This is a genomic window from Micromonospora sp. 15K316 (genome assembly GCF_004348525.1).
In the GTDB taxonomy this organism is placed as follows: domain Bacteria; phylum Actinomycetota; class Actinomycetes; order Mycobacteriales; family Micromonosporaceae; genus Micromonospora.
In genome coordinates this window covers 1-1773 of the sequence record NZ_SMKG01000403.1, presented here as the reverse complement: position 1 = coordinate 1773, position 1773 = coordinate 1, and the positions used below count along the sequence as shown (strand labels likewise).

At 72.8% G+C, this 1773-nt stretch carries 3 protein-coding genes; 2 read left to right on the top strand and 1 reads right to left on the bottom strand.

What is annotated here, in order from left to right; genetic code table 11:
• Window positions 1–99 precede the first annotated feature (99 nt).
• Both E1211_RS31960 and E1211_RS31955 read left to right on the top strand, forming a co-directional pair.
• The gene (locus E1211_RS31960) at window positions 100–690 is read left to right on the top strand and encodes a pyridoxamine 5'-phosphate oxidase family protein (protein ID WP_132353954.1); all 591 of its coding nucleotides are present in this window, start codon (window positions 100–102) and stop codon (window positions 688–690) included.
• A 260-nt stretch (window positions 691–950) separates the two neighbouring features.
• Entirely contained in the window at window positions 951–1292 is a 342-nt protein-coding gene (locus E1211_RS31955; RefSeq protein ID WP_046564157.1) for an RNA polymerase-binding protein RbpA, read from the top strand.
• 67 nt (window positions 1293–1359) lie between these two features.
• Here the strand turns inward: E1211_RS31955 and E1211_RS31950 are convergent.
• Window positions 1360–1773 (bottom strand): FxsA family protein (locus E1211_RS31950; protein WP_132353952.1); only part of this gene is annotated, 414 nt, incomplete at its 5' end.

The window sequence follows — 1773 nt, the reverse complement described above, 5'->3', positions numbered from 1 at the left end:
AGACAGGGACGGGCGGGCACGCCCCGGCCGACGATCCGCACACCGGGACGCCCGACGGCCACCCGGTACCGGTTTGCGGGCGCGTGCGAGGCTGCCCGGGTGGGAAAGACGTATGAGCGCATCGAGGGGCGGCTGCGGTCGTTCATCGAGACGCAGCCGATGTTCTTCACCGCCACCGCGCCGCTGGCCGGTGACGGCACCATCAACCTCTCCCCGAAGGGGCTGCGCGGCTCCTGGGCGGTGCTCGACGAGCACACCGTCGCCTACCTGGACTTCGCCGGCAGCAACGCCGAGACCGTCGCGCATCTGCGGGAGAACGGCCGGATCACGCTCATGTGGTGCGCGTTCCAGGGGCCACCGAACATCGTGCGTGTGCACGGACGCGGCGAACCGGTGTTCCGCGACGACCCGCGGTGGCGGGAGCTGATCGGCCACTTCCCGGACATCGACCCGGGCACGCACGGTCTGCGCGCGATCATCGTGGTGCACGCCGAGTTGATCCGGGACACCTGCGGCTACGCGGTGCCGTTCATGACCTACGACGAGGATCGCGACCTGCACGGCAGGCGGTTCGCCCGGGAGGACGACACCTCGTTGAGCGACTACTTCGCCGGTAAGCCGCACATCGCCCGCAGCATCGACGGGCTGCCCGGCCTGCCGTTGCCGCTGCCGCCGACCCCGGCGGCCTGACCGGTTCTCCCGTCCGCCGATCACGCAGGTTGCGCGGCCGGCGCAACCTGCGTGCCGTCGCGGCGGTTAACATCGCCGGGACAGTCGACACAGCTTCACCATCGCGGCCGGCCGGGCGACCCCGGCGGGCCGCTGTGACGGCCGGGCTACCCTTGTCGAGGCCCGGCCGTGGGCGCTGTGCGCCCTTACGGCGGGAATGGCCTGGCGGGCACGGACCGTTACACGAGAAGACCAGCACCACGAACGAGGGGAAGTCGATCATGGGCGAGCGTATGCTGCGCGGAAGCCGCCTTGGCGCGGTGAGCTACGAGTCCGACCGCAACACCGAGCTCGCGCCACGGCAGACCCGCGAGTACCTGTGCGCCAAGGGTCACCAGTTCGAGGTGCCGTTCGCCGTCGACGCCGAGGTCCCGACGACCTGGGAGTGCAAGTTCGACGGCAGCGTCGCCCGGCTGGTCGACGGCAGCGAGCCGGAGCAGAAGAAGGCCAAGCCGCCGCGTACCCACTGGGACATGCTGCTGGAGCGGCGCTCGATCGCCGAGCTGGAGGACATCCTCGCCGAGCGGCTCCAGGAGGTCCGGACCCGACGCGGCCGGGCCTGACCGGCAGCAAACGGACAAAAACGGCGGCGCCCCCGGGGTAACCGGGGGCGCCGCCGTTCTCGCGTACTCAACGTTCGACGATCTCGCCCTCGATCGCCCGACCACCGTCGACGACCACCGGCTGCTCCGCCGCCGGGCCGGGCGACGGCTCCGGCTGCGGCGCGCCCCGACGCACCCGCACCCGGCGCGGCCCGAACAGGTCACCGGCGACCATCGACGACACCCGCCGCTCCGCGCCCCGCTGCACCCCGGCGCGGGCCAACGCCCGCACCGGCGGCACCAGCAGCAGCAGGCCGGCGACACCGGTGACCAGCCCGGGAACCGCCAGCAACAGCGACCCCAGCAAACCCACCAGCCCGTCGGTCACCTGTCGGCCCGGCGGCTGCCCGGCCTGCGCGGCGGCCCGGAAGCCCCGCCAGGCGCGCATGCCCTCCCGGCGCAGCAGCACCAGCCCCAGCAGCGACACCGCGAACACCAGCAG